The 24,392-nt window shown below is 47.1% G+C and carries 23 protein-coding genes; 9 read left to right on the top strand and 14 right to left on the bottom strand.

Annotation, left to right across the window (positions count from 1 at the left end; all coding sequences use genetic code 11):
* Positions 1 to 239: 239 nt before the first annotated feature.
* Entirely contained in the window at positions 240 to 1,160 is a 921-nt protein-coding gene (locus tag AR688_RS12165; protein ID WP_068233868.1) for a Dyp-type peroxidase, read from the top strand.
* Here the strand turns inward: AR688_RS12165 and argR are convergent, their stop codons facing one another.
* Positions 1,161 to 1,634: a transcriptional regulator ArgR gene (argR, locus tag AR688_RS12160; RefSeq protein WP_068233865.1), complete on the bottom strand. Its 474-nt coding sequence runs from the start codon at positions 1,632 to 1,634 to the stop codon at positions 1,161 to 1,163.
* Between the two features lie 187 nt (positions 1,635 to 1,821).
* Between argR and mdh the strand changes: the two genes are divergently transcribed.
* Entirely contained in the window at positions 1,822 to 2,760 is a 939-nt protein-coding gene (gene mdh, locus AR688_RS12155) for a malate dehydrogenase (RefSeq protein WP_068233862.1), read from the top strand.
* Positions 2,761 to 2,816: 56 nt separating this feature from the next.
* Here mdh and ispB read toward each other — a convergent pair whose 3' ends face one another.
* Positions 2,817 to 3,788: an octaprenyl diphosphate synthase gene (gene ispB, locus AR688_RS12150; protein WP_068233859.1), complete on the bottom strand. Its 972-nt coding sequence runs from the start codon at positions 3,786 to 3,788 to the stop codon at positions 2,817 to 2,819.
* Between the two features lie 210 nt (positions 3,789 to 3,998).
* On the opposite strand from ispB, the gene rplU reads away from it, so the two are divergent.
* From rplU to AR688_RS12125, 5 genes are all read left to right on the top strand, one after another.
* Positions 3,999 to 4,307, top strand: a complete 309-nt coding sequence (gene rplU, locus AR688_RS12145; RefSeq protein ID WP_068233856.1) for a 50S ribosomal protein L21 — start codon at positions 3,999 to 4,001, stop codon at positions 4,305 to 4,307.
* Positions 4,308 to 4,322: 15 nt separating this feature from the next.
* Positions 4,323 to 4,580: a 50S ribosomal protein L27 gene (gene rpmA, locus AR688_RS12140; RefSeq protein ID WP_068233853.1), complete on the top strand. Its 258-nt coding sequence runs from the start codon at positions 4,323 to 4,325 to the stop codon at positions 4,578 to 4,580.
* A 167-nt stretch (positions 4,581 to 4,747) separates the two neighbouring features.
* Complete coding sequence (gene cgtA / locus AR688_RS12135) at positions 4,748 to 5,905, top strand: Obg family GTPase CgtA (protein ID WP_068233850.1); 1,158 nt, start codon at positions 4,748 to 4,750, stop codon at positions 5,903 to 5,905.
* A gap of 9 nt (positions 5,906 to 5,914) precedes the next feature.
* Positions 5,915 to 6,403, top strand: coding sequence for a type 3 dihydrofolate reductase (gene folA / locus AR688_RS12130; protein WP_082694751.1), 489 nt, complete (start codon positions 5,915 to 5,917; stop codon positions 6,401 to 6,403).
* 76 nt (positions 6,404 to 6,479) lie between these two features.
* Complete coding sequence (locus AR688_RS12125; RefSeq protein ID WP_068233847.1) at positions 6,480 to 6,860, top strand: DUF3718 domain-containing protein; 381 nt, start codon at positions 6,480 to 6,482, stop codon at positions 6,858 to 6,860.
* A gap of 61 nt (positions 6,861 to 6,921) precedes the next feature.
* Here the strand turns inward: AR688_RS12125 and AR688_RS12120 are convergent, their stop codons facing one another.
* From AR688_RS12120 to lptD, 7 genes are all read right to left on the bottom strand, one after another.
* Complete coding sequence (locus tag AR688_RS12120; RefSeq protein WP_068233845.1) at positions 6,922 to 8,934, bottom strand: methyl-accepting chemotaxis protein; 2,013 nt, start codon at positions 8,932 to 8,934, stop codon at positions 6,922 to 6,924.
* 73 nt (positions 8,935 to 9,007) lie between these two features.
* Positions 9,008 to 9,826 (bottom strand): symmetrical bis(5'-nucleosyl)-tetraphosphatase, encoded by an 819-nt coding sequence (locus AR688_RS12115; protein WP_068233842.1) that lies wholly within the window; start codon positions 9,824 to 9,826, stop codon positions 9,008 to 9,010.
* A complete protein-coding gene (apaG, locus tag AR688_RS12110; protein WP_068233839.1) occupies positions 9,826 to 10,203 on the bottom strand; it encodes a Co2+/Mg2+ efflux protein ApaG in 378 nt (125 codons plus the stop codon). The genes AR688_RS12115 and apaG overlap by 1 nt, the downstream gene beginning before the upstream one ends.
* Positions 10,200 to 11,012 carry a 16S rRNA (adenine(1518)-N(6)/adenine(1519)-N(6))-dimethyltransferase RsmA gene (gene rsmA, locus AR688_RS12105; protein WP_068233836.1) on the bottom strand — a complete coding sequence of 271 codons (813 nt, stop codon included), beginning with the start codon at positions 11,010 to 11,012 and terminating at the stop codon, positions 10,200 to 10,202. Before rsmA ends, apaG begins: the two co-directional genes overlap by 4 nt.
* Positions 11,005 to 12,000 (bottom strand): 4-hydroxythreonine-4-phosphate dehydrogenase PdxA, encoded by a 996-nt coding sequence (gene pdxA, locus AR688_RS12100; RefSeq protein ID WP_068233833.1) that lies wholly within the window; start codon positions 11,998 to 12,000, stop codon positions 11,005 to 11,007. The genes rsmA and pdxA overlap by 8 nt, the downstream gene beginning before the upstream one ends.
* Positions 12,000 to 13,289 (bottom strand): peptidylprolyl isomerase SurA, encoded by a 1,290-nt coding sequence (gene surA / locus AR688_RS12095; RefSeq protein WP_068233830.1) that lies wholly within the window; start codon positions 13,287 to 13,289, stop codon positions 12,000 to 12,002. The genes pdxA and surA overlap by 1 nt, the downstream gene beginning before the upstream one ends.
* Before the next feature lie 11 nt (positions 13,290 to 13,300).
* Positions 13,301 to 15,574 carry an LPS assembly protein LptD gene (lptD, locus tag AR688_RS12090; protein ID WP_068233827.1) on the bottom strand — a complete coding sequence of 758 codons (2,274 nt, stop codon included), beginning with the start codon at positions 15,572 to 15,574 and terminating at the stop codon, positions 13,301 to 13,303.
* A gap of 139 nt (positions 15,575 to 15,713) precedes the next feature.
* Here lptD and djlA point away from each other — a divergent pair, with 139 nt between their 5' ends.
* On the top strand, positions 15,714 to 16,523 hold the full coding sequence (gene djlA / locus AR688_RS12085) for a co-chaperone DjlA (RefSeq protein WP_068233824.1): 810 nt from the start codon (positions 15,714 to 15,716) through the stop codon (positions 16,521 to 16,523).
* Here the strand turns inward: djlA and AR688_RS12080 are convergent.
* The 5 genes from AR688_RS12080 to rapA all read right to left on the bottom strand — a co-directional run bounded on the left by AR688_RS12080 (position 16,518) and on the right by rapA (position 22,742).
* Positions 16,518 to 17,294, bottom strand: coding sequence for a DUF3530 family protein (locus AR688_RS12080; RefSeq protein ID WP_068233821.1), 777 nt, complete (start codon positions 17,292 to 17,294; stop codon positions 16,518 to 16,520). The two genes, djlA and AR688_RS12080, sit on opposite strands and share 6 nt — an antisense overlap.
* 72 nt (positions 17,295 to 17,366) lie before the next feature.
* Positions 17,367 to 17,726, bottom strand: coding sequence for a hypothetical protein (locus tag AR688_RS12075; protein WP_068233819.1), 360 nt, complete (start codon positions 17,724 to 17,726; stop codon positions 17,367 to 17,369).
* Positions 17,727 to 17,939: 213 nt separating this feature from the next.
* A complete protein-coding gene (locus AR688_RS12070; protein WP_068233817.1) occupies positions 17,940 to 19,019 on the bottom strand; it encodes an OmpA family protein in 1,080 nt (359 codons plus the stop codon).
* A 169-nt stretch (positions 19,020 to 19,188) separates the two neighbouring features.
* Positions 19,189 to 19,803 (bottom strand): pseudouridine synthase, encoded by a 615-nt coding sequence (locus AR688_RS12065; protein ID WP_442965998.1) that lies wholly within the window; start codon positions 19,801 to 19,803, stop codon positions 19,189 to 19,191.
* Positions 19,804 to 19,829: 26 nt separating this feature from the next.
* The gene (gene rapA, locus AR688_RS12060) at positions 19,830 to 22,742 is read right to left on the bottom strand and encodes an RNA polymerase-associated protein RapA (RefSeq protein ID WP_068233811.1); all 2,913 of its coding nucleotides are present in this window, start codon (positions 22,740 to 22,742) and stop codon (positions 19,830 to 19,832) included.
* Positions 22,743 to 22,982: 240 nt separating this feature from the next.
* Here rapA and AR688_RS12055 point away from each other — a divergent pair, with 240 nt between their 5' ends.
* Positions 22,983 to 24,374 carry a PhoH family protein gene (locus AR688_RS12055; RefSeq protein WP_068233810.1) on the top strand — a complete coding sequence of 464 codons (1,392 nt, stop codon included), beginning with the start codon at positions 22,983 to 22,985 and terminating at the stop codon, positions 24,372 to 24,374.
* The last annotated feature ends 18 nt before the right edge of the window (positions 24,375 to 24,392 follow it).

The raw sequence follows: 24,392 nt of genomic DNA, 5'->3' as shown, positions 1-24,392 counted from the left end.
GAAAGTATGCGCTTTATTGTGAGTATACGGCATGGCTTTTTTATCATTTGCACTATGTAATATTATTGTAAAAGTGTTATTTTTTGTAATTTTGCTTTTAATTTCATAGTGATACAGTTTTTCCATCTTTGTGCTTTCTATGTAAAATAGCGTTTAAACTTACTCTTTTGTGAGATATATCTCACAAGAATACCGGCCTGAAAGCGGTTATTGTGGCATGTAGTTAAAAAAGGATTGTTATGGCCAGAGAGCAACTGGGAATTTGTACTGAAGCAAACCTGCATGGTGGCTATTTATTCTTTAACGCGCTGGAGGGGCACGAGCGGGTATTGCGGCACAAACTTGCCCGTTTGCCACAGCTATTTGATCGCTTGGCCACGCATTTCTCTGAAGCATTGTTAACCAGTGTCGTGGCTATTGGTAGCAACTACTGGGATATGTTGTATCCGGATGCCAGACCTGCGGGCCTTAGCCCTTTTCCTGATTTACCGGCTGAGGATATTGATCTTGCGCCTGTGCCACTGGATTTAATGATTCAAATCCGCTCTGACCGTCTGGACGTTAATTTTATTGCCACGCAACAGGTGTTGCAGCTGTTACAGGGCCATGCTGAGTTGCAGGAGCATATTCAGGGGTTTCGTTATCTTGATGGCCGCAGCCTTACCGGTTTCATTGATGCACCGTGTAATCCAAAAGGAAAAACCAAGCGTGTGGCAGCATTAGTTGACCATCTTCAGCAGCCGGTCTTTGCCGGCGGCAGTTACTTGTATTTACATTGTCTTAATTTTGATCTGAGCAGTTGGCAGCAACTGAATACTGGGCAACAGGAAGACATAATGGGAATGGATAAAGTGTCGGGTAAACCCTTTCTAGCAGGGCGACAGGCCGCTGATAGCCATTATGCAGTGATGCAGCCAGATACCGCGCAGGGTATTTTTTTGCAGCAAAACATGCCTTTTTCACAACCAAAGGTACAAGGGATGTTGCAGTTAACCTATGCAGCAGATGCGGGCGTTCTGCTGCAGCAACTCAAACGCAGGTTAGGGCTGGCAGAGCAAACTCAGGGCTATGATCAGCTACTAAATTACAGCCGCATTGATTTTAGTGCCGCGTTTTTTGTGCCGTCTATAAGTTTTCTTGAGCTGGCAGCAAAACTGTAATTAGGCTAGCTTGCCTTCAAATAGCTGCGTTACTGTCTGCAGGATCTCATTAATATTCTGCACCTTATTTGGCGCGATAAAGATGGTGTCGTCACCGGCAATAGTACCCAGCACACCTTCTGCCTTGCCAATAGAGTCGAGCATACGTGCTATAAGCTGCGCTGCGCCCGGGCTGGTGCGGATAATGATCATGACATCGTTGTGTTCGATATCCAGTACTAACTGGCGTAATGAGCTTTTAGTCGTTGGCATACCCAATTCGGGCGGCAGGGTGTATACCATTTCCTGCTTAGCATTACGGGTGCGCACAGCGCCATATTTGCTCAGCATGCGTGATACTTTTGACTGGCTGATATTATCAAAGCCCTCGTTTTTCAGGGCGTCGACAATTTCACTTTGAGAACCAAATTTTTCCATCTTCAACAGCGCTTTAAAAGCCTGAATTAACACTTCCTGTTTGGCTTGCCTGGTCATATAACACTCTTACCTCTTGTTTCGTGGCGTTATCTTAGCAAAGTTCGTGGCCGCATTCACTTTGTGAAGTAAAGTACACTAAAATTCGCTAAAATGCTTAGACTTTAGGCTTAAGCTATTTGTATTTTCAACGCGGTTTCAGTATTGTTGGCGCGTTTTCATTCAACCGTTATCTAGGGAGATAATTATGAAAGTTGCCGTATTAGGTGCCGCCGGTGGTATTGGCCAGGCATTATCGTTATTGCTTAAATTAGACTTACCTGCAGGCACAGATTTAGCGTTATATGATTTGGCGCCGGTAACCCCGGGTGTTGCGGTTGATTTAAGCCATATCCCTACCGCTGTTAAAGTAACAGGTTACGGTAAAGAAGACTTACACACTGCACTGGCTGGTGCAGACATTGTGATGATCCCTGCCGGTATGCCACGCAAGCCAGGTATGGACCGTTCAGATTTATTCAACATTAATGCCGGTGTGGTAAAAACTTTAGCTGAAGCGATTGTGCAACAGTGCCCGAAAGCGCTGGTGGGTATTATTACTAACCCGGTAAATACCACTGTTGCTATTGCTGCTGACGTTTTCAAAAAGGCCGGTACCTACGATCCGCGTCGCTTGTTCGGTGTGACTACACTGGATGTGATCCGTGCAGAAACCTTTATCGGTGAATTAAAAGGTAAAAATCCAACGGAAGTAACAGTGCCGGTAATCGGTGGTCACAGTGGTACTACTATTCTGCCGTTATTATCACAGGTTGCAGGTGTTAGTTTCTCTGATGACGAAGTCGCATCATTAACGCACCGTATCCAGAACGCCGGTACCGAAGTGGTTGAAGCTAAAGCCGGTGGTGGATCTGCTACGTTATCAATGGGCCAGGCTGCTGCGCGTTTCTGTATTTCCTTAATCAAGGGCTTGCAGGGCGAAAAAGTAACGGAATATGCTTATGTTGAAGGTAACGGCGAGTACGCACGCTTCTTCGCTCAACCTATTACGCTGGGTAAAAATGGCGTAGAAGCATTACTGCCAATCGGTACTTTAAGTGGCTATGAGCAAAAAGCTATGAACGACATGCTTGGCACTTTAAAAGCTGATATCAGCTTAGGCGAAGAGTTTGTAAAGAATAACTAAGTTAGCCACAGTATAAAAAAAGGCGCGTCAGCGCCTTTTTTTATACCTGGCAAAATTTAGTGGGTTCTGGACACGGCAATATTGGCTAATGCCAGTAATGCCTGCTTATGTTCAGACTCTGGTAAAATCGCCAATGCCTGACGGGCTTTTTCTGCTTCTTGCTCTGCAAGGTCGCGGGTGTAATCAAAGGCCTTGGTTTCATGCAACGCGGCCATAATGGCCTCAAGATGTGCCATGCCATTGCCTTCTACTATTGCTTCACGGATCAGCGCCTGTTGGGCTGCAGTGCCGTGTTTCAGTGCATGGATTAACGGCAACGTGGGTTTGCCTTCAGCAAGGTCGTCGCCAATATTTTTCCCCAGCTCACTGGCATCAGCCTGATAATCTAGTACATCGTCAATCAGCTGGAAAGCAGTGCCAAGGTGCATGCCGTAAAGCTTCATACTGTTCACGATAGCTTCAGGTTGGTTAGCAATAATAGCGGCTAGCTGGGTGGCGGCTTCAAACAGCTTTGCTGTTTTACAGTAAATAACCTGCATATAGCTTTGCTCAGTCGTATCCGGGTCATTTACGTTCATTAATTGCAGCACTTCACCTTCAGCTATCACGTTGGTGGCGTCAGCAAGAATTTGCATAATACGCATGTTGTCCAGCGATACCATCATCTGAAACGAGCGGCTATAGAGGAAGTCACCCACTAATACGCTGGCCTGGTTACCAAACACTGCATTAGCAGTTTGTTTGCCCCGGCGTAAAGTAGATTCATCAACCACGTCATCGTGCAGCAGTGTTGAGGTGTGAATAAATTCGATAATAGCTGCAACCGTAACATGAGCATTGCCCCGATAGCCCAGCGCTTTTGCCGCCAATACGGCTAATAAAGGGCGCAGGCGTTTGCCGCCACTATTGACGATATAAATGCCTAGTTGATTAATCAGGGCGACATCTGAATTTAACTGAGAAAAAATATGTTGATTAACGTCAGCCATATCGGCAGACGTTAGCTGCTGGATCTGTTCGAGCGTCATGAAAAACAACTGCTTAAACCATAGAATGCTGCTAATTCTACACTATCGGCCGGGCAGTCCCAAAGCAAAACCGGATCCTTTTCTGAACAGAGTGATCTTTTTTATATTACTACTTGCGGGGGTAGGGGAAATTGCGTACAATTCGCGCCCTGTGAATTGAATTAACACGCCCCTTAACCAAGCGATGGCGTGCTTTGTACGGAGTTAACTATGTACGCGGTTTTCCAAAGTGGTGGCAAACAGCACCGTGTGACGGAAGGTCAAACTCTACGTCTAGAAAAACTAGATTTAGAAACCGGCGCAACAATCGAATTTACACCGTTGATGGTCGCTAATGGCGAAGATATCAGTATCGGTGCACCTTTAGTTGAAGGTGGTAAAGTAGTAGCGGAAGTGGTCACTCATGGCCGTGGCGATAAGCTTAAAATCGTTAAATTCCGTCGTCGTAAGCATTCACGTAAACAGATGGGCCACCGCCAGTGGTTCACTGAAGTGAAAATTACCAGCATCAGCGCGTAACAGGAGTATCGACACATGGCAAGTAAGAAAGGTGTAGGTAGCACTCGTAACGGTCGCGATTCAGAAGCTAAACGTTTAGGTGTTAAGCGCTTCGGTGGCGAAACAGTTTTAGCTGGTAGCATCATCGTGCGTCAGCGTGGTACTAAATTCCACCCTGGCACTAACGTTGGTATCGGTAAAGACCACACTTTGTTCGCTTTAACTGAAGGTAAAGTGAAGTTTGAAGTGAAAGGCGAGTACAACCGCAATTTCGTAAGCATCGTCAGCGAATAAGCTGATAGGCTTCAGAAAAACCCCGCCTAAGTGCGGGGTTTTTTATTAAACAAGGTGCAGCAGACTGCGTAACGTGATGTTAGCGGGACACTTGTACTTAACCTAAGTTATACTTATCACCAGTTAGCTGTTAGCTGGTTCTAATCTGATTAATCAGGACGCGCCCGATGAAGTTTGTAGATGAAGCGATAATTCGAGTTGAAGCCGGCGACGGTGGCAACGGTATTATCAGTTTTTTACGTGAAAAGTTTATATCAAAGGGTGGCCCCAACGGCGGCGACGGCGGCGATGGCGGCGATGTATATCTGGTGGCAGATGAAAACCTGAACACTTTGGTTGATTACCAGTTTGAAAAATTCCATCGCGCGGAGCGTGGTGAAAATGGTGGTAGTGTTAATTGTACCGGCAAACGTGGTGTTGATCTTGAGCTGCGGGTACCGGTAGGTACCCGCACGGTAGACGTGGATACCGATGAGATAATGGGTGATTTAACCCGGCATGGTCAGCGTTTACGTGTAGCCAAAGGTGGCTGGCATGGTTTAGGTAATGCGCGCTTCGCTACCAGTACTAACCGAGCTCCGCGGAAAAAAACCAATGGTACACCGGGCGAAATTCGTAATTTACGCCTGGAGTTGTTGTTACTGGCTGATGTAGGTTTGCTGGGTTTACCCAATGCAGGGAAATCGACGTTAATCCGTGCGGTGTCTGCAGCTAAACCCAAGGTAGCTGATTATCCTTTTACGACCTTAGTACCCAACCTTGGCGTAGTGCGGGTTGAATCTCACCGTTCTTTTGTTATTGCCGATATTCCTGGGTTAATTGAAGGCGCAGCAGAAGGGGCAGGCTTAGGTATTCAGTTTCTAAAACATTTAGAGCGTTGCCGTTTATTGTTGCATGTTGTTGATGTGCTACCGGCTGATGGTTCAGATCCTGCTGAAAATGCAGTAACCATCGTGCATGAATTGGCTAAATACAGCAAAAAGCTGGCAGGTAAACCACGCTGGTTAGTATTCAATAAGCTTGATCTGGTTATGGAAGACGAGCTTGACGAGATTATTGCCAGTGTTACTACTGCGCTGAACTGGGAAGGGCCGGTATTTAAAATTGCTGCAGCTGCCCGCACTAATACCGAACGTCTGGCGGCCGATATTCTGAATTATATCGAGCTGCTGCCGGTAGATAAACCTGCTGAGCTGCTGGCTGATCCGGTTAGCTTTAAGTGGGATGATAGCCCGGCAGATGTTCAGCCAGTTATTGATGAAGACGACGATGATGATGATTTTGATGATGACGACTATGATGTCGAGGTTATTTATCAGCGTTAAGGTAAGCTCATGATCATCTCTATGGTGGCAGCGATGGCTGCCAATCGTGTAATAGGCAAAGATAATCAGATGCCCTGGCATTTGCCAGCAGATTTAAAGCATTTTAAGGCAGTGACACTGGGCAAACCGGTTGTGATGGGGCGTAAAACCTTTGAATCTATCGGCCGCGTGCTGCCCGGGCGGCGCAATATTGTTGTTAGTCGTCAAACAGTAACAGATCAACGTGGCGCAGAATGGGTTAACAGCTTAGCGCAAGCTTTTGAGCTATTGCAGGACCAACCTGAGGTAATGGTCATTGGCGGCGCTGAGATATACCGCCAGTGTTTGCCCTTAGCTCAACGCTTATATTTGACTGAAATAACTCTGGAAACAGAGGGGGATGCCTGCTTCCCTGATTACCACGCTGCAGGCAACTGGACTTTAGCCGAGCAACATTTTTTGCCTGCTGACGATAGTAACCCGTACGACTGTCGTTTTATCACCTTAATACGTAATTAGCTTCTGCTGGCTATATTTGCACCTGCAGCTGCATATTGTTAAGATGCTTCAGGTTGTGTTCAGCAAGGAGTAGTAAATGAGATTATTACCAACGTTGTTTTGCGGTGCTGCTTTAACTGTTGCCGCGCTGGTATCGCCGGTTGCGGTAGCAGATGATCAGTTAGCTGCTTCTATGTGTGATTATGTGGCAGCTGATGATAAGAACCGTCTGAGAAAAGTTCTTAGTGACTATCGTCTGCGTTTACGCAATATTTATGACGGTGTTGTATGTAACGGTGAAAGTCTGGTCCGGCACGCTTTTAAAAGCAATGCTGCAGATGTTGGCGAATTTATTGTTAAACAGTTACCGGGGTCTGCTGTTGGCGCGTCAGGTGATATAGCCTGGGCTGAAGCAAATGGGTTTTCGGCTTCACCACTGCTTGCTGTGCTGAAAAGCCGCGCCGGTGAAGGCGACTAAATTTAGTTTGCAAATAAAAAAATCCGCCAGCTGGCGGATTTTTTTATTGCTAGCAGTTAAATCAGACTTTGAATTGCTCTACAGAAACACGTAACTCTTCTGCCAATCTTGCCACTTCATGACTGGATTCAGAGGTTTGTTCTGCACCTGATGCTGTTTCTTCTGCAATAGAAACAATAGACTCCAATAGCTTACTGATCTCATGCGACACCTGATTTTGCTCTTTAGCTGCATCAGAGATTTGTGTACTCATATCATGTGCCAGATGCACAGCATGGGTGATAGAGTCCAGCGCCTTGGTAGCAACCTCCGTTTTTGCCACACAATTTTCAGCTTGTTTTTTACCTTTGTTCATTGCTTCTACCGCAGCCTGGGCGCCGCTTTGCAGCACCTGGATCATCGCCTGAATTTCCTGGGTAGATGCCTGGGTTTTACTGGCAAGTGACCGAACTTCGTCTGCTACTACGGCAAAACCGCGGCCTTGCTCACCGGCGCGGGCTGCTTCAATAGCCGCATTTAGTGCCAGCAGGTTAGTTTGCTCGGCAATGCCACGTATTACATCCAAAATGCTACCGATAGAGGCGCTGTCTTTGTGTAATTTGTTGATAACAACCGATGCCTGCTCAACTTCGTGTGACAACTGCAGAATAATAGCTTTATTTTCCAGAGAGATGCCTTTAACACGTTCTGCTTCATTGTCGGCGTTCTTAATTTCCGCTACCGCATCGTTAGAACTCTGTAATACACCTTGCGCTGTGCTGCTCATTTCTGTGGTAGCGGTTGCTGCTTGGGTAACCTGAGATTTCTGCTCACGGATCGCTTGTGTGGTTTGTACAGTAATCGCTGACGTTTGCTCAGATGCTGCTGCTAACTGAGTAGAGCGTGAAATAATACCCTGAATTAGCTGCTGCAGGTTAGCAATAACCTTATTGCAGTTGCGGGCCAGTTCACCGAATTCATCTTTGGCACTGTCATCCAGTTTTTGTGTCATATCACCGGAAGCCACCACACCAAGAATTTGATTTACCTTAGCCAGTGGAATAGAAATACTACGCACGGTTACTGTTGCAATAACAACTGAAACAATAATGGAGATCAATACCACGGTAAAAATCAGTGTAATAGCATTAGATACACCTGAAGCTGAGTCTTGCTGGATAGTTTCTGCCGCTGTGCTGGCCTGGTTTAACAAGCCAGCAAGGCTGGCCATCGCACTGGCAGTTTGCTGTTCGGCAGAAGCCAACAACGCTGTTGCTTCTGTAGTACTTTGTAGACGGCGGGTTTTTAGTTCTACAATGCTGCCACTACCAGCGAGCAATTTATTAATTTCAGCAAACTTTTCTGCCAAATCATCAATCAGGCTTACTTGGCCTGCTGTTTCTGTTCTAATTGTTTCGAACTGATCATTAAGCTCTTTCAGCCGAAACGCAATTTCGTTACTGATAGTATTGGCAGTGGTGTCTGATGTAGTACGGTTTAAATCTACCACATTGCTAATCAGGGTGTTTATACCCGTTTCAATGGCGGTTGCAGCCTGATAGGAACGTGGAAAGCGGCGTTGAACATCGCGCACGTCGGTGAAATCCAGGATCAATGACGCCATATCATCTGCATGAGTTTCCAAGTCAGACAGGTTGCTGTCAATATTGTCACGCAAGGTTAAATTATTTTCCAGCTGCTGAAATAACTGCGTGGTTACCGGTGTGAAATTACTATAGGCTTCGTTTACTGTTTCAGCCGCTCTTCTCAGCGTAGCCTCATTTTGTACTGCAGCACTCAAGTTTTTTGCAGCCTGCCCATAACGCTGTTGCTCTTCAGAGAACAATTTACGTAAAGAAGACACTTCTTCCAGTGATGTAGAGTAAAACGCTTGCAGGCTTTGTTTGCTCATTACCACGAAGCCGCTTTGCATTAGCGCGCTTTGTTCCAGAGCAGGTATGGAAACTTCGTTTACTTCTGCAGTTGATGCGCTGATATTGTTCAAACTTACATAAGATGTTGTACCTATGATTAACAGGAGTAGCGAAATGATGCCAAACCCACCAATCACCCGTAATGCTACGGTTAACTTCATAATAACTCCCATTTTTTGTTTTTTTATGCAACGTAGTTCAGATTGCAAAACTTAACAAGTCCGGACAACACCGTTAAATATACAGGTTCCGTGTAATCCCTGCCACACTATAACGTTGTTGCGTATCAATACAATATGCAGTTAACGCATTACCCCAGACACAACCGGTGTCAAGTGCATGAATATTTGCTACCGGACTATAACCATTTAATGCTGCCCAGTGACCAAAGAACAGCTCAGGATGTGTTTTTGTGCGCCAGAATTCATACCAGGGTACCAGTTGTGCCTGATTCCTTGGATGTCCTTTCTCTTTCAGTTCAAGCGAGCCGTCCTGGCGGCAAAAGCGCATTCGGGTGCAACTGTTAATAGTGAAGCGCCAGCGCTGTTCGTCTGATATTGCCTCGCTGTAGCGTTCGGGTTTGTTGCCGTACATGCTGCTTAATAGTGTTACCGGGTCGTCTTGCAGTAATTGCTGAACTTTTGCAGTAGCGGTAATGGCGTCTTCTAATTGCCATTCCGGTGCCAGGCCGGCATGAACCATCATAAAACGTCGATCAGCACTAAAATGCAGCAACGGTTGCTGGCATAACCACTGCACCAGTTCATCCCGCTGCGGACTGTCCAGTAATGGCTGCAATTTATCCTGCGGTTTAACCGTGCTCAGGCCATAATGACAAGCAATAAAATGCAGATCGTGGTTGCCAAGTACTGTAACGGCTTTGTCGCCTAATTCTTTAACAAAAGTAAGGCATTCCAATGACTGCGGGCCTCTGGCGATCAGGTCACCACAAAACCAGAGCTGATCCTGCTGTGGGTTATAACTGATATGTTCAAGCAAGCGCTGTAAAGCGTCATAGCAGCCTTGCAAATCACCAATGACATAAGTGGCCATTAGTTAAGAATGTTTGGCATAGCCAGGCGAAACAGTGGGATAGTGGCGTGAAAGCGCTCCTGCTGAGTGGTTATCATTTCATAGTGACCTTGCATGGTACCGACCGGGGTTTCCAGTACTGCACCGCTGGTATAACGATAACTTCCGCCCGACGCCAGGTGGGGCTGCTCACCAATAACGCCTTCACCTTCCACTTCGGTTTGTTTGCCATTGGCGTCTGTAATTAGCCAGTAACGCCTTAGCAGTTGTATTGGCTCACTACTGTGATTGCGGATGGTAATGGTATAGGCAAACACATAACGTTCTGCTACCGGATCTGATTGTGCAGCAATATAGTAGGTTTCAACTTCTACCGGTACGTTAAAATGTGATGTCATACTGTGGTTTCCTGCTGTTGCAACCATTGGGCTACACGTACAAAATCGGCCACTGCAAGTTGTTCCGGGCGCAGGCCAGGATTCAGCCCTAACTGTTCTAATTGTTCTGCGCTGGCAAAATTACTAAAACAATTACGAATTGTCTTGCGCCGCTGGTTAAATGCTTCCAGACAAACCCGGTTTAACACCTCTGCGGGCACCGCAGCGCGTTCAGCTACCGCCCGGGGCAGCAAACGTACCACGGCAGAATCTACTTTAGGCGCCGGTTTAAATGCGCCTGGCCCTACTTCAACTACTGGCATAGCTTCACAGTAGTACTGAGTCATTACACTTAAACGACCAAATGCCTTGCTGCCATGCACGGCCGTCATGCGCTGCACGACTTCTTTTTGCAGCATAAAATGCATGTTTTCGATAAGGTCTGCGTATTGAAACAGATGAAATAACAACGGTGTAGAGATGTTGTAAGGTAAATTACCGAAAATCTTCAGTTTTTTTCCTTCTTGTACCAATGCAGTAAAATCAAATTTCATTGCATCTGCCTGATGTACGGTCAACTTACTGGCCAGCGTTGGGTGTTGCACCAGACGCTCAGCTAAGTCTCTGTCCAGTTCGATAACGGTCAGATGGCCAGCAGCTTCGGCGACGGGCTCTGTCAGTGCGCCCAAGCCAGGGCCAATCTCAACCAGCAGATCGTTGGGTTTTGGCGCGATGGCTTTAACAATACGGCCTATTACCTGAAGGTCGTGCAGGAAGTTCTGGCCAAAGCGTTTACGGGCGCGGTGGCCTAAATGTACATTATCAGTCATGTAGAGTCGTCGTTTTATTGGCCAGGGTAATAGCCTGATTAACTGCGTGAAATAAACTGCCGGCATCGGCTTTGCCGGTACCGGCTAAATCCAGTGCGGTACCGTGATCAACCGAGGTTCGGATTAATGGCAAGCCAAGACTGATATTAACAGAACGGCCAAAGCCCATATGTTTGAGTACCGGTAAGCCCTGATCATGATACATCGCCAGCACCGCATCGGCATGATCCAGATATTTACTCTGAAACAATGTATCCGCCGGTAGCGGCCCAATCAGTTGCATGCCTTCTGCCCGCAGTTCATTCAGGGTTGGAATAATAATATCCAGCTCTTCTCTGCCAAGGTGGCCATCTTCTCCGGCGTGGGGGTTAAGGCCACACACGTAGATCCTGGGTGCAGCAATAGCAAATTTTTGCTGTAAATCCTGATGCAGTATTGTCAGAACTTTCAGTAAACGTTCTCTGGTAATGGCTTTTGCCACATAGGCTAACGGAATATGCGTGGTGGCCAGTGCGACGCGCAGGCCTTCTGTTGCCAGCATCATTACCACATAAGGGGTGTTAGATTGCAAAGCAAAGAATTCAGTATGGCCGCTAAAAGGAATGCCAGCCTGATTAATAATGCCTTTGTGCACCGGGCCGGTAACAATAGCTGCAAATTCACTGCTTATGCATTTTTCGCCAGCGAAGGTTAACGTATCAACCACATAACGGCCATTAGCTACGTTAAGCGTGCCGGCAATAACCGGCTCTGCCAGCGCAAAGTCTACGACTGTCAGTGTGCCAGCCTGTTGTGGTCTGGGAGCCGCTGAAGCGTCGTAAGGTATAATGCTCAGCGCCAGCCCGAGCTGGGCTGCGCGTTCGGTTAACAATGCTGCATTGGCACACACAACCAGCTCTACCGGCCACGCCTGCTGGGCAAGGGTAATAACTAAATCTGGCCCTATACCTGCCGGTTCACCCGGTGTAATGCCAATTCGCAGTGTCATCAGCCCTCTGACCTTACTTCAATATGTGCGTCTGAGCGAAGTTCGCGCAAAAAGTTAGCCGACTCTTCGTTGTAGCGGCGGTTGAAAATCATCCGGTATACTTGCTGGCGCTTTTTATCGGCGGTAGCGTCTACAGTACGTTTCTCCAGTACCTGGGCAATATGCCAGCCGTGTTCGGTTCTAAAGGGTTCGCTTATTTCATTAACCTGCAAACGGTTTAACGTATCGCGAAATGCAGGCACAAACACATCCGGTTCGCTCCAGCCCAGATCGCCACCATTGAGTTTTGAACCTGGATCTTCAGAGTGCTGTTTGGCTAATTCGGCAAAGTCTGCTTCGCCGGCGCGCAGCTTGGCGGCAAAATCGGTCAGCATAGTGCGGGCGCGATCTTCGCTCAGAATGATTGATGGTTTAATTAAGATGTGCCGTGATTTAACTTCGTTAATTTCTGCAACATTCTCACCGCGTATGTCAAAAATAGTCAGGATATGAAAGCCTGCACCTGAGCGCAATGGGCCAACAATATCGGTTTTTTTGCGGCCACGAATAGCTTCTGAGAACAAGGTGGGCATTTCATTAATATTCATCCAGCCTAAATCGCCACCTTCAAGGGCATTGGCTCCTGATGATGAAGCAATGGCTATACGTTTGAAATCACTGCCAGTGCGCAGTAGCTCCATGACTTTATCTGCCCGCTCTTTGGCGTCGTTAATGTCGTCTGAGGTAGCCTGGCTTGGAATAGAAATCAGGATATGACCCAAATTGTACTGCTCGTTGCTGGCGCCTTGTTCTTCCATCAGTTTAAGCAGGCTGTCTACTTCTTGCGGGCTGATGTAAACCCGGCGCTGTACGTTGGCTCTGACTACTTCGCCGGTAATCATTTCTTCACGCAAGCGCTCACGAAAACGCTCGTAGTTACCTTCTTCTGCAATAACCTGTTGGCGAAAAGCATCAAGTGACAGGTTTTCGCCTTGTGCGATGTTTCGAATGGTGTCGTCAAGTTGGGCATCACTTATCTGTAAACCCATACGCTGCGCCATCTGCAACTGCAGGTTGGTCATAATTAAACGTTCTGATGCCTGGGTACGTAGCGCTGCATCAGATGGCAAGGTTTGCCCCTGGCTGGCGGCATTACGCTTTACCCGCTCAACGATATCTGTAATGTCGCTTTCAAGTACCACGCTGTTATCAACAATAACGGCTACCCGGTCTATTTCACGCTCAGCAGCCATGCTGCTGCAGCTGAAACCGCATAATAAGGCGGTACAGATAAGTTGTGATAACTTCATAAATTCCTACATCAATTAGTTAATAAGTATGGCTTGCGGTAACTGAAAATACCGTTAGACAGCATGTCGGTTACACCGAAGCCTGCACTGTCACCAAAGCCTTTAAGGACGAATTGTAATCCAATGCTGCTATCCAGCCTGCTGGTGCCATTAATAGCATCAACCGGTAGTTCAAGATCGGTCAGTACCTGACGTCGTGCAACTAAACGCACGGCCCAGCAACATGATTCGTATTGCACACCAAAACTGGCGTCTATCATACGATTATTTGTCACATCCCGATAGTAAGTACCCACCAGTTGCCAGTTGTCACTTACTGGCATAGTTCCCAACACGCCCATTTGTTGGATTTCCTGACCTGAGACTGCCCGACTGTATCTATGGTTCAACTGGAACAGGCTTTTACCACTGCCACGGTAATCCAGCGAGGCATTGCTTTTGATTAACTGATCGCTGTCTATATCGTACTGCACGGCCGTACTGAAATACCATTTACTGAACCAGTGCCAAATCATCTCTGCAGCCAGCATAGATTCTGTTGATGTCAGATCGTCAACGGTTTCTGTTTTGTCAGGTTGAGGTTTGGGATCTGACAGAAAGAAAATCTGGCCCAGACTAAAACGAAACAACTCGTTATCGATATTATCGTAGAAACGGGTAGTCCAGCCTACTGTAAGCTGGTTTGCTTCGTTAATCCGATCCAGGCCAGAATAGCGGTTTTCCCGGAATAAGCCGTAGTAGTCATCCTGCAGACGGGTAGTGTCATATAAGCCGATATTACTCTGATCGCGGTAGGGGATATACAGATACTGGATCTGTGGTTCAAAGGTATGCAGTGCCGGTTCACCAAACCATTCGTATTCGCGCTCAAAATTTACGCGGGAATGCAAACGTACCTTAGGTATGGTGCGGGTGACGTTGCTGCTGATGTAATCGATGTTGTTATCATCAAAGTCTTGCTGATAATAGGTATACATCAGACTGGCTTGAGCCGTAAGCTCCAGTGCCGGTGTGATAAACGGAATTTCAATACCAGGCTCGATATGCAGGCGATCGGCATTGCTTATTTGCGCTGTACTGTTTTCAAAATGAGCGTATTGCGCCTGCCAGTTAAAATTAACATTGGGTAACAGGCTGTAAGGCTTGGCTGAACTCAGGCTAAGTTCGGGTAAGGTACTGTAAGCGTTACTATAGTTACCCAGCACCTCAAAGCCCTGCACTTTAAGCTGCGAATGCACCTGAGTACCGTAATAACTTAACGCGGCCTGACGCAGCAACTGGGTATCGCTTTGGTTGCTGTAGTCTGAGCCCAGTTCGGTTAAATAGGCATCGTCGCTGACGTCGGTAAAGTCAATGTAGCCTCTGATCTCTGATGTAAAATCGCTTAAATGGCTAATGTGTCCCAGATAACGGCTGCCAAAATCTGATGGCTTGTCATTGTCAGAGTGTAAATATTCCAGCTGTAAATTACCGCGGTGTTGCTCGGTCAGATAACGAAACTCTGATTTGAGCTGAGTGCCGCGTTTACTCATATAACGCGGTGTCAGAGTCATATCATAGTTTTCAGCCAGATTAATATAATACGGCTGCTCAAGATCCAAACCTAAGCGCTGCGAGTTACTGATTTTGGGTAGTAAAAGGCCGCTACGTCTGTTCTCGTTGACCGGGAAGGTCAGATAAGGCAAATAAAATACCGGAATATCTTTAATTTTAAACACAGCATTGCGGGCTTCGCCCCAGCCTTCACTTTCTTCAATGCGGATCTCGCTGGCATGCAATGCCCAGCTGTTATCGTCAACCGGGCAGGTAGTAAATAATGCGCTGTCTAATGTCAGCACCTGCTCTGTTGCAGTAAGCTCAGCAGCATAGCCGCGGCCAGCCTGTTCTAAAAACCGGTAGTTGGCATCATTAAGGCTGGCTTTATCATTAATAAGATCGGCGCTAAATTCTGAGCCGCTTACCTGAATGGAACTGTTAAAGTACTCGATACCCCCTGCAGCTAACACCGTCTGTTGGCTGCTACTAAAATTCGCTTTGGGGGCAATTAACAAGGTATCACGATAACTTATTTCAACATTGCCAATAAATTCAGCAGTTTGATTACCGGATAAATTGACATTTTCAGAACTAATGCGGATTGCCGGGTCCTTCGCATTTAGCTGGTTAAATGCTACCGGGGGCTGGACTGGCAAATAACACATAGCCGCTTGCGAAGTCTGAGCATGGCTGTCAAAGCAGGCAGCACCAACCGGAACGAAAAAAAACAGCGCTAAACCATGCTTCATGCAGCTACTCTTGCCTTACGTAAAGGTTAACATTATCAGGTGTGCAAAGGACTTGCTATGATAAATCAATTTTAGAAATCCTGCTAATCCGATATAGTGCAATCAGTCGATAATCTCGTTGTGACAAAAGGGTTTGATTGTGTGGGGTAAAATTCTCGGGGCCTTGTTTGGTTTGGCATTACTGAAACTGCCCGGCCTGTTGATTGGCGTGATTATTGGCCATTGGTTTGATCGTGCTTTTAAACAGCAATTTGAGAGAAATGGCGGCTTTAGCGGGCTGTTTAACGACAATCTCGACGAACAGGCATTATTTCGCTATACCACTTTTTCGACTATGGGGCACGTTGCTAAAGCCACTGGAGTTGTGACGTCTGCTCATATCAGCCAGGCCACGCAGTTTATGAATCAGCTTGGTTTAACACCAGCACAACAAAAAGAAGCTCAGGCTGCATTTCGTGACGGTAAGGCGGTGAGTTTTCCATTGCAACCGCAGCTAAACAGTTTTTATCAGGCGTACCGGCGCCGCCGGGATGTGTTACAACTTTTTGTCGAAATTCAGATTAACACAGCCTGTGTTAACGGCCAGATGACCGCAGAGCAATATGCTTTACTGCAACAGGTTGCCGGACATTTAAACTTTAGCAGTGTGCAGCTGGATGCATTAATTATGGCATTTCAGGCGCAGAGCCGTTTTGCCGGACGTAATCAACCTGCCAACAGCACAAGGCACAGCCTGGCAGATGCCTATAAGGTGCTTGATGTAGCTGAGTCAGCCAGTGATGCTGTATTAAAGAAAGCCTACCGCAAGCTCATGGCACAACACCATCCGGATAAGCTAATGGCTCAGGGGGTGCCAGCAGATATGCTGGAAGTAGCAAAACGCAGAACGCAGGATATTCAGGCGGCTTATGAATTGATCAAGCAACAACGAAACCGCAATAAACTATAAGCCGACTGATGTAAGCCAACCATATATTTCCTGCAATACCCATTCTTGCTCATCGTTGTGATAGCCTGAACCGACAATCTGGCGTTGGCGGTAAATGGCTTTGAGCTGCTTTTTTGCCAGTTGCTGGCGCAGTTTTAACTGGCTGCTGACATAGTCGTTGTCGTATTGATGATTAATATCCAGAGTCGGGATCTGGTGAGAGGCCATAGCTTTGGCCAACTGCCGGTTCAGTTCGGGATCAGGCAAGTAGGCTCCAAGCATAATAAATGCGGCAGGTTCTTGCAGTTGTTTGTCGGCATACAAACGATTGAGTACCGCAGCGCTACTGCCCTGGGCTATCACTATACTAACACCAGGTTGTTGCTCAGCAGTACGTTGCACCGCTTCCATTCTGTCTTTCAGGCTAAGCTGATACTGTTGCAGGCTGTCTTCAGTCAGTGGGTGCTCAGGGTAAGAAGGGGGCATAAGTGCCAATGTGTGCCAGCCATAGTCCGTTAGTTGCTGGCGCAAATGATCAATATGTTTCGGGCTTGCAGCATGCTGTGACCAGTCGGGAACTAATATTGCAGTACCTTTGGTAAAGCTGGTCATGCTCTCACGTTGCAGCAATAAAAAAGTGCTGCCATTTACTGTTTGCTCTGTCCGCTCATAAGCGGGTAACTGGCGGTTTAAATCTGCTGTAAAGGCCTGCTCGGGTGTTATTATACTGGCATAGCCGCTAGCTGCCACGCCAAACATTGCAATCAGTAGTCCAAAAAGTAGGTAAGGCATAGCCTGATCTTATTTGCGGCGAATAATCCGTTATCGGCTGTTCGTGACAACTCTTTAACAGCTTTACTCTTGTTAGTAGGTTGGTTCCTGCGCGAGGGTGTGAGTTTGAACCTGTACATATTTGGCGAAGGTATAAAGAATTTGCGATTTATAGTCGAACTTTATATAAGTCGCATGCTGTTCCAGTACCTGCACGGCCGCTGCTGAGGGCAGAATAAAACAGAATTTTGTTGCTTTAAACTCTACCAGCGCCCGGGCCATTTCCTGCAGTTGTTCATTCTCTGCCAGCCGGGCAGTTTCTGTCTCTGAATTGCAGACGTGCGAGTTTTCCATCAGGTTAACAATAACAGGAGCTTGTTCCGCAAATGTGGCAAAACAGCTGAAGATACTGACACAACACCACAAACGAATTGGCCGATAATACTTTGACATAACAGACTCCAGACCAGAAAAAGCGGTACTTCACTCCCTGTTGCCGCTTTTAGGCAATAAAGACAGACTGGCTGTCATATCACTGTGGCATCACCAGCGCACGGCGACATGCTAGCACAGCTTTTTTACAAGGTGCAGCCTGTTTTTTACTAAGTGGGCGACAAAATAAAAAAGCCGCTGATTTACAGCGGCTTTTTTTATGAAAAATTTAAATTAACGCAGTACTGGCTCTTTAATCGTTGCCGTTACTTTAGCTTCAATGCGCTGGTTAGCGGCATGTGCAGCAGGTGTATTACCTTCAACGCGTGGTCTGGTTTCACCGTAGCCTACTGACGTAATACGTGAAGGCGCAATGTTAAATTTGCTTTTCAGCATATCGGCGACAGATTTAGCACGACGCTCAGATAAACGCATGTTGTAATCGTCCTGACCGATGCTGGAAGCGTGGCCTTCAATCATCACTGTCGACTCTGGGAAACGTTGCATAAATGCACCCAAGCCTTCTACATCAGAAATCTGGTTTGCTGGAATAGCGGCAGAATCGAATGCGAAGCGAACTTCGATATCTACATCACCAACAGCAGCCATTTTCTCTTCGAAAATGCTACAACCGGTCGCATCTACTTTATGGTTTGCAGGAGTGTTTGCACACTTGTCTGCAGTATCTGGCACGCCGTCACCGTCAGAATCTACTGGTGCAGCCTGAACTGGTGCAACTGGCGCAGGAGCCGGAGTTGGTGCCGCTTTTGCTGCAGCAGAACCAAATGCGTAAGTCATACCCAGTTTGATACCAGCATCGCCGTATGTTTCGTCAATGCCCTGATAACGGTTAGCTTCAGCGTATAAAGCGAAGTTTTGATTAAAGAAATGTTTGTAGCCTAAACCCACATTAAATGCTGTGGTATTTTGAGCCGCATCAAAACGCTTTAAACCACCTACCAGATAAACAGAAGACCACTGTGGCAAATGATACATTACATCTAAACCATAACGGTTACCGTTAACATCTGAACCGTCCAGCTTTGATTGCATTTCCATGCGGGCATATTCTGCACGGATAGCCCACTGTTCAGTCAGGTAATAACCTAACTCAACACCGTAGCCCCAATCTTTCTCCATGTAATTCCAATCTGGAGATTCAGTTTTGTCAGTATCCGGCATGTAATACTCACCGAATAAAGAACCAAATACGCGCTCTTTCAGATCAGCTGACGTTACAGTATCTGCATTAACTGCAAAGCTGAACAATGGTAAAGCTGCTGCTACAGCCAGAAAAGTTTTATTAAGTTTCATCCATATCTCCTTAGACTACACTGACACTTTTAACAATTAAGTTATTATGCGTTGGTTTTTGATTTTTTGTAGATAGAAATTAATTTCTATTAACTAACAATCTTATTTGTATTTGCATATGATATACCACTTATATGAACCGCGGGTTAATAAATGCAGTAATATCTTATTAAAAAGGACTTTTAGTAACAAAATGTAACTTCAGGCCCGTGGTGGGGTGGGTTAATATCAGTTTTTCGGCATGTAACTGCAGCCTGCCCTTTGCATCACCATAAAATTTGTCGCCAAGAATAGGGTGTTGCAGCCATTGCAGGTGCACCCGTAACTGATGCGAGCGACCGGTCACCGGGGTTAACTTTAGCCGGCTGAAATGCTCTTCACGCTGTAGTACCTGATAATGCGTCAATGATGGCTTACCATGTTCAAAGCAGACTTTTTGCTTTGGCCTGTTTGGCCAGTCACAGATTAACGGCAGGTTTATACTGCCGCTGTCAGCTTCAACCCGCCCACTAACGCGCGCAATATAATGCTTTTCAGTTTCACGTTGTTGAAACTGGCGGTTAAGTTCGCGCTGGCTGTCGGCTGTCAGCGCCATAACAACAATACCTGATGTTGCCATATCCAGCCGGTGTACTATTCGTACCCCAGGCCAGACTAACCGTGCGCGGTATTCCAGGCTGTCTTTGTGCTCTGCTGCTTTGCCTGGCACTGTCAGCAAGCCGCTGGGCTTATTAAACACCACCAGCGCCTCATCCTGATACAAAATATCCAGATAAGGCGACATCGGTGGCTTGTACTCCAGCAACATAATTAATCGTGGCTTACAACAATAAGGCGGATGGCATCAAGCTTCAGCCGTGCTTTACTGATGTAATGTGTTAGTTGCTGTTGTTGCTGAGCCAAAGCATCAATTTCGTCTTGTCTTACAGACGGGTTGTATTTACGCAAGGCAGTAAGGCGCTGCTGTTGTTCGTTCAGTGCTTGCTCTGCGCTTTGTTGCGCAGCCTGCATAATATCTGCTAATTGTTGTTCTGCCATCGCAGAGGCATTGGCAATTAACGGATGAATTAAGCTTTGCAGCGCACCCGCCAGCTTGCTGCCGGTTTGGCGACCAACAGGTTTCAGTTGTTTATTTAACTGCTCGAAGCTGACTTTAGCCGACAGGTTGTTGGCGCTTTTATCCAGCAATAAACGCAGCGGTGTTGCCGGTAAATAGCGGTTAAGCTGTAAAGCAGCTGGGGCGCTGGCTTCAACAATAAAAATAAACTCCAGCAAATAACTGCCAACTGGCAGGGCTTTATTAGCCAGTAGCGCCACTGAGCTGCTGCCATGCATTTCGGTGGTTAAAATATCCAGCGTACCGCGTACCATCGGGTGATCCCAGCTCAGCAACTGGATATCTTCTTCGGCCAGCGCGGTAGTGCGATCAAAGGTAATGGTAATGCCGTCATCATTTAGCATCGGATAGCTGGCGCAGTGCATATGCTCAGACTGGGTAAGGATAATACTAGTGTCGCTGCGGTCTTCCTGGTTAATACCCAACATGTCCCAGGCTTTAAACATTAGCATTGGCAGGGCAGTGTCGTTGTCCTGCGCTGCCAGCGCTGTTACCAGTGTTTTGGCAGCCGCGCCGCCACCGGAGTTTATTTCCAGCAGTTGATCCCGGCCTTGTTCCAGCTGTTGTTTTAATTGTTGGTTAAACTGACTGGTTTGGGCGATAAGCTGGTGCAATGCATTGTCGTCTGCAGTTTGTGCTGCCAGCAGCGGCAGTAGCTGTGGTGCAAACTGCTCAAACACTGTACGGCCGGTTTGGCAGGTATGCTCCAACGCATTTAGCCCCTGCTGATACCAATCGAGCAGTACCTGCTGGGCATGGCCGCTAAAATACGGCAGGTGGATCTGAATATCTTCCCGCTGGCCGATACGGTCCAGGCGGCCAATGCGCTGCTCAAGTAAATCCGGATTTAGCGGCAGGTCAAACAACACCAGATGATGGGCAAACTGAAAGTTACGCCCTTCACTACCTATTTCTGAGCACAGCAGCAACTGGGCGCTGTATTCTTCCTGGGCAAAATAGGCGGCAGCTTTGTCACGCTCCAGTATGCTCATCCCTTCATGAAATACTGCGGCACGGATACCTTCACGCACCCGCACAGCTTCTTCCAGCGCAATAGCGGTTTGCGGTCGGGCACAAATCAGTAAAAATTTGTCGTGCTTATGTTGTTTCAGTAATTGCAGCAGTTGCTCTACTCTGGGGTCAAACTGCCACCAGTTGCTTTGCGCATCTAACTGCTGAAACACTTGCTCCGGAAACAGGTTGGCATTAATCCGCTCTGCCTCCGTTAGTGTCGGGTTCAGGCTGAAATGCACTTTTAATGCATTCTGATATTGCTCAGGCAAGCTAAGTGGGTAAAGTCGTGCCTGGCGCTTGGGAAAGCCTTTTACACTGGCGCGGCTGTTGCGGAATAAAATCCGGCCGGTGCCGTGACGGTCCAGCAACTGGGCCAGTAATTGCTGCCGCGCTGTGGTTTGTTGCTCTGGATCGCTGCTGGCATCGGTTAGTGAGGCCAGTTCAGCAGTAATATCGCTTTCATTAAGCACCTGCTGCAGTGCCTGAGCTTCAGTCTGGCTCAGGTTGCGCTGCGTTAACAGTGGTTTGGCGACAACAGCAATATGCTGATAGCTTTGTTCTTCCTGCAAAAACGCGCTGTAGCTGTGAAAACGTGCCGGGTCGAGTAATTTTAGCCGGGCAAAGTGGCTTTCATGGCCCAGTTGATCAGGCGTGGCGGTAAGCAGAATTAATCCTGCCGTATTGGCTGCCAGCTCACTTACGCGCTGATATTCTTCGCTTGGCGCCTGTTCATGCCATTGCAGGTGGTGAGCTTCGTCAACCACTAATAAATCCCACTGGCTTTGTGTGGCTAACTGATGCCAGCGCGGATGATTTTTCAGAAATGCCAGGCTGCATAGTACCAGTTGTTCGGTATCAAACGGATTAGGATTATCCAGCAGCGACTGCTCGCAGCGCTCCTGATCAAAAACAGCAAAGTGCAGATTAAAGCGGCGCAGCATTTCTACCAGCCACTGATGCTGCAATGAGTCGGGCACCACTATCATTACCCGGCTGGCTAAGCCGCTGATAATTTGCTGGTGAATGATAAAACCGGCTTCAATGGTTTTGCCAAGGCCCACTTCGTCAGCCAGCAGTACCCTCGGCGCGTGGCGCTGCGCCACTTCGTTGGCAATATGCAGCTGATGCGCAATTAAGCTGACCCGCGGGCCGGATAAGCCCTGTAACGGGTTCTTTTGTTGCAAATGCAGCTGTTGCCACGCCTGATAGCGTAGGGTAAACCAATCAAAGCGGTCAATCTGGCCAGCGAACAGGCGGTCTTGCGGTTGGTTGAAGCTGATAAAGTGATCAAGAAAGGTTTCACGCAGCTCGGTGTAGCTGCCGTCATCCAGCCTGCTGCCGCAATATACCAGCGTGTCGTGCAACGGTTTGATAGCACTGATCTGCAGTTTAAAACCTTCAGCGCTGGCGACTTCGTCACCGATATTAAATTGTACCCGGGTTAATGGCGCTTCGGCCTGGGCATAAAGCCGGGTTTCTCCGCTGGCGGGAAACAGCAATGTTACATTGCGGCCTTCCAGCGCGACTATGGTGCCTAAACCTAAATCGGATTCTGTGTCACTAATCCAGCGTTGTCCCAGAGCAAACTTCATCTTGTACCCTATCAGCTAAAACGGGGGCGCTATGGTACTAGGAATCATGCTTTGCTGCATCTGTATTCGTATTAAATAGCGCAGAGTATTTTGTCATCTATTTGACATATCATAACGTCACAGTAAGAGTGGCTGAAGTTACAGTAAATTTTTGCATAAGCTGAGGCAAAGTTTATTAGTTGCACTATGCTTGTTTTATGACACTGGTAAGGACCAGTGTCAGGCGAAGAGGAGCCCCGTATGGCGCGAAGAAAAAGTAAAGAAAAAAAAATCTACGTTCTAGACACCAATATCCTGCTACACGAACCTTTTGCCTTCCTTAACTTCCAAGAACATGATGTTGTAATACCGATGACGGTGCTGGAAGAACTTGATCATATCAAAGACCGCAACAAAGACGTCAGCCGTGACGCCCGTGTTGCCATTCGTGCTCTGGAAGATGTGTTAAAAGATGCGTCGCCGGATCAGATGCTGCAAGGTGTGGCTATGCCGCGCCAGGGTGAACAAAAGCAGGGCGGCCATTTGTTTATTGTTAATGATCATCACATTACCGATGAAATCCCCGGCTTACCCGGCGGCGAAAATGATCACTTAATTATAAACACTGCGCTCTACCTGCAGCGGGAAAAAAGCCCGACTAAGGTAATTCTGGTTACCAAAGACATCAATATGCGGCTTAAAGCCAAGGGAGCCGGTTTAAAACTGGTAGAGGATTATCGTACTGACCAGCTGATTGATGATGTCCGCTTTTTATATAAAGGCTATTACAAATTCCCCGGTGATTTCTGGAGCCAGGTAGGCGAGTGCCGCACCGAGAACGAAGGCCGTGAAACCTATCATTACGTTAGCCGCAGCGTGCTGCCTAATGCTTATCTTAATGAATACCTGATTGATGAAGTGGAAGGCTTCGCCGGTAAAGTGGTGGCGATAACCGATAAAGAGATCCGTATCATTGATTTTGGTTATGAACGCTTAATGCACCGTCATGCCTGGGGTATTCACCCGAAAAATATTTATCAGGCCATGGCTATGCAGGCGCTATTGGATCCACAAATGGATTTAGTGATCCTGACCGGCCCGGCAGGCTGCGGTAAAACCTTAATTGCTCTGGCTGCTGCGCTGGAGCTGGTAATAGAAAAAGGTATGTATGACAAAGTAATTGTTACGCGCAATACGCCAGAAATTGCCGAGTCTATCGGGTTTTTACCCGGCACAGAGGAAGAGAAAATGGCGCCCTGGCTGGCCGCGATTACCGATTCGCTGGAAGTGCTGCACAAAACCGACGAACATCCGCATGCCAGCGTAAATTACATTATGGAAAAGGCCAACATTCAGTTCAAGTCAGTTAACTTTATGCGTGGGCGTAGTATTCAGAATGCGATCGTTATTCTGGATGAATGTCAGAATTTAAGCGCAGCACAATTAAAAACCATTATTACCCGTTGCGGTGAAGGAACCAAACTGATTTGTTCCGGTAATTTATCGCAGATTGACAGTAACTATTTAACGGCAGTAACATCAGGCTTAACTTATATAGTTGAACGATTTAAGAACTTTGAAGGCAGTACCACTATTAACTTAAATGGTGTGGTACGCAGCCGTCTGGCGTCTTTTGCCGAAGCTAATTTGTAAGCTGGTTATGTTGTTTAT

It is taken from the genome of Rheinheimera sp. EpRS3 (genome assembly GCF_001513785.1).
Lineage (GTDB): Bacteria > Pseudomonadota > Gammaproteobacteria > Enterobacterales > Alteromonadaceae > Alishewanella.
The sequence above is the reverse complement of the archived record's forward strand: the minus strand, read 5'-3'. Positions and strand labels throughout refer to the sequence as shown.